Origin of the sequence: Suttonella ornithocola (genome assembly GCF_001889065.1) — a bacterium.
GTDB classification, from domain to species: domain Bacteria; phylum Pseudomonadota; class Gammaproteobacteria; order Cardiobacteriales; family Cardiobacteriaceae; genus Suttonella_A; species Suttonella_A ornithocola.
Window position 1 is genome coordinate 1 of record NZ_LWHB01000198.1, and the last position, 3,672, is coordinate 3,672.

Here is a 3,672-nt window from a genome sequence, read left to right on the forward strand (position 1 = left end):
AAGCCTTTAGGATGGGATTTTTAATCCAGCTATAGACGGTGAATTTGCTGATCTTGTAGCGCTTTGCAACAGCGCGCCAAGTTTCTCCATTAGCAATATCGTTAAGAATTTTCTGTCGGAATTGGCTACAGTAGGTCATAGGATATGCTCAGTTTGTTTTTGATAATTCTACTACAAGTTGTTCTTTATATCTGCTTTGGATAGATTGGATTCTAAGTGATTTGACTATAACTCAAAGCTTAAAATCCCACTGGCTTTTCCCTGTGTGATTTTTTGAGCGAGTGCGTGATAAGGGCTATCTTTGAGTGTGGCATAATTGACGCTTCGAACTTTTGGATGATTAGCTAGCCATGGTGCCGTTTTTTTTTGCATTTCTGCAGTGTCTATCCATTTTTAAAGCGAGCGTTTCTAATCCTTGTAGTAACTGAAAAGCATTAAAGAGAGAGAGCGCTGCCCCGTGTTTCGTAAAGGAATGACTCTACAGCGGCCAATATAAGCGGCGGCACCTAATGCTTCAGTATAAATAACTCTCTGATAGGAAGGAGCGGGAGTATTTAGCATAGAAAAGCGCTTGGCATGTTTTTTCCAATCAAATTTCCCGCTATCAACAATCATTCTACCAATGGTTGTGCCATGACCGCCGATATATTTGGTTAATGAATGCACCACAATATATGCGCCATATTCAAATGGTCGGCATAAATGAGGGTTTGCGACGGTATGATCTACAATGAGCGGAATGCCATGTTTTTCTGCAATTTCTGCCCAGCGAGAGATATCGACAATATTGCTAGCTGGATTATCAATAGACTCACAATATAATGCGTGAGTTTGTTCATCAATAGTTACTTCTAAAGCAGAGAAGTCGTTTGCATCGACAAAACGTACTTCAATTCCTTGATTAGAAAAGGTATGCGCAAATAGATTATAAGTTCCATCATATAATTGGCTGTTTGAAACAATGTTACACCATTGTGCAAGCAATGGTTTGTATGGTATAAGTAATTGCCGTCCTCCTTGAGGCAGCGGCTAATGCACCAATTCCTCCTTCTAAGGCATTAACGCGCTTCTAATACCGCATTGGTCGGGTTCATAATGCGCGTATAAATATTGCCTTCTACTTTTAAATCAAAAAGATCTGCACCGTATTGGGTATTGTCAAAAGTATAGGATGTTATTTAATAGATAGGAACAGCAGCGCTGTGAGTGATGGCTTCTGGTTGATGGCCTGCATGTAGGCAAGTGTTTGAAATTTCATTTTTTCTCCTCAATGTAAAGGAGTATCTTAGCTTATATTGGCATTTGATAGGTGCGAATGCATTTATAAAATTCGGCTAGAGGATTTTTAATAAATATTTTATGCGATAAAAATCAATGATATGCTGTTATTAGATGCTATCTTGTTGATAGCAAAAGTCTTGCGCTTATTATAGTGCGATCAGCTAAAAAACAAAACATCCTATAGCCCTTATCTAGCCATTCTGGCGGTAGATAACGTTCTGTTTTTTAGCTGATTTGACTATATCGAATATTTAAAAAGCATTATTGATAATAACGTGGTATTTTCTCTAAATGAGTTAGGGTGGTGTACTAAGTTAATTAAGTAGAGCTATTTTCAATAAAGCGCTATTCATTTTTCTACGATAAATATAGAAATCTTTAATTTTAGTTACAATGATCAATCAGGAACGTTTACAAAAAAAACTAAAAATTCTTGCTGATGCAGCAAAATATGATGTGTCTTGTTCATCTAGTGCAGGTAAGCGGAAAAATACAGGCGGCTTAGGTAATTCTTCTAGTAGTGGGATTTGTCATACTTATACAGAAGATGGGCGCTGTGTTTCGTTGTTAAAAATTTTATTAAGCAATCATTGTATTTATGATTGTGCTTATTGTGTTTCCCGTAAGAGCAATGATATTGAGCGTGCTGCGTTTACGGAAGAAGAGGTTGTTGCACTTACCATTAATTTTTATCGCCGTAATTATATTGAGGGATTATTTTTAAGCTCTGGAATTTTTAAAAGCCCAGACCATACAATGGCTAGAATGGTCAGGATTGCAAAAACTTTACGAGAAAAGGAACGTTTTTATGGGTACATTCATTTAAAAACGATTCCAAAGGCATCAGATGAACTCATTAAAGAAGCGGGACTGTATGCGGATCGTTTAAGTATCAATATGGAAATTCCCACAGAAAGTGGCTTAAAACAATTAGCACCTGAGAAAAATCATCAAGATATGATTGCGCCAATGAAGACGGTTCGGGATGAAATTATTAGCTTAAATGATACCCGAAAACATATTCGAAGCACGCCACGTTATGCGCCAGCAGGACAAAGTACGCAATTTATTGTTGGAGCGACAAATGAAAATGATAGACAAATTATTCGATTAGCAGGGCGGTGCTATGATAAGTTGCAATTAAAGCGCGTATATTATTCTGGTTATGTTCCTATTTTGGCGGATAATCGTTTACCAGCGGTTGGGACAGAAGTGCCGCAGTTGCGTGAGCATCGATTGTATCAAGCAGACTGGTTAATGCGCTTTTATCAGTTTTCTCCTGATGAGATAGTTACTGCAGAAAATCCTTTTCTTGATTTAGATATTGACCCGAAATTGGCTTGGGCATTGCGTCATAGAGCTTTATTTCCTGTGTATATTCAATATGCCTCTAAAGAGATGCTACTTCGTGTCCCGGGGATTGGGCATAAAACGGTTCGAAAGATATTAAGTGCTAGACGTTCTCAGCGATTAACTTTGGAGCATTTGCAGAAAATGGGGGCAGCCGTTAATCGCGCACGTTTTTTTATTGTCGCAGCAGGGCATTTACCACCAAAAAATGCCTTAGATGATATTCATTTAAAGCAGCGTATCTTGCAAACAATGATGGGAAAAGCGAAAAACATAGCGCTTTCTCGACAACAACGATTATTTCGATGAAATCACCCTCAGTTATTTTACGTTATAGAGATGGCTTGGACGGTTTTTTAACCGCTGTTTTTATTGCGTATGAGGAAAAGCTTTTATATGCCCGAATGGCTGATGAAACAGCGCCCAACGATCTTTTTAGCCGAAACATTAGGGTGATGACTGACGAACAAAAAGCGAAAAGGGTTTGGAAAAAGCTCTCTCAGTTATGGAAAACAGAAGGGGTAAAATTGGTTTTAAAAGCTTTACTGGTTTCGGCACCAGAACGAGATGCTGTTTTATTCTCACTGATTAAATACACACTCGCAAATCCTAAGCAATGGGTATTAAATCATTATGCGCAAGATGAGGTTTTAATTATCCATCAATGGGCAAGGCGTGTGCAAAGAGAAGTTCATCGCATGAAAGCTTTTGTGCGTTTCTCCCAACTAGAGAATGGTTGTTTTTATGCATCGATTGCCCCTGATTTTCCTATCTTGCCGCTGATTGCTCCGTTTTTTGCTACACGGTTTGCAGATCAAATTTGGCTCATTGTGGATATATAGTCAAATCACTTATAATCCAATCTATCCAAAGCAGATATAAAGAACGACTTATAGTAGAATTATCAAAAACAAACTGAGCATATCCTATGACCTACTGCAGCCAATTCCGACAAAAAATTCTTAACGATATTGCTAATGGAGAAACTTGGCGCGCTGTTGCAAAGCGCTACAAGATCAGCAAATTCACCGTCTATAGCTG

The 3,672-nt window shown here is 38.3% G+C and carries 3 protein-coding genes and 1 pseudogene; 2 read left to right on the top strand and 2 right to left on the bottom strand.

Annotation, left to right across the window (positions count from 1 at the left end; translation table 11 throughout):
- Both A5N85_RS17870 and A5N85_RS14800 read right to left on the bottom strand, forming a co-directional pair.
- Positions 1–139, bottom strand: a 139-nt coding sequence (locus A5N85_RS17870) for a helix-turn-helix domain-containing protein (RefSeq protein WP_143143301.1), incomplete at its 3' end; no start/stop codon positions are given.
- A gap of 95 nt (positions 140–234) precedes the next feature.
- A pseudogene (locus A5N85_RS14800) lies at positions 235–1,271 on the bottom strand (O-acetylhomoserine aminocarboxypropyltransferase/cysteine synthase family protein); the annotation flags it as partial.
- Between the two features lie 403 nt (positions 1,272–1,674).
- Between A5N85_RS14800 and A5N85_RS12725 the strand changes: the two are divergent.
- Both A5N85_RS12725 and A5N85_RS12730 read left to right on the top strand, forming a co-directional pair.
- Positions 1,675–2,940 (top strand): putative DNA modification/repair radical SAM protein, encoded by a 1,266-nt coding sequence (locus A5N85_RS12725; RefSeq protein WP_211268213.1) that lies wholly within the window; start codon positions 1,675–1,677, stop codon positions 2,938–2,940.
- Complete coding sequence (locus A5N85_RS12730) at positions 2,937–3,473, top strand: TIGR03915 family putative DNA repair protein (protein ID WP_072577540.1); 537 nt, start codon at positions 2,937–2,939, stop codon at positions 3,471–3,473. Before A5N85_RS12725 ends, A5N85_RS12730 begins: the two co-directional genes overlap by 4 nt.
- Positions 3,474–3,672 lie beyond the last annotated feature (199 nt).

What these genes read in the sequence shown, in the direction of transcription:
- A5N85_RS12725 (WP_211268213.1), top strand. Translation starts at nt 1,675, where the DNA reads ATGATCAATCAGGAACGTTTACAAAAAAAACTAAAAATTCTTGCTGAT.
- A5N85_RS12730 (WP_072577540.1), top strand. Translation starts at nt 2,937, where the DNA reads ATGAAATCACCCTCAGTTATTTTACGTTATAGAGATGGCTTGGACGGT.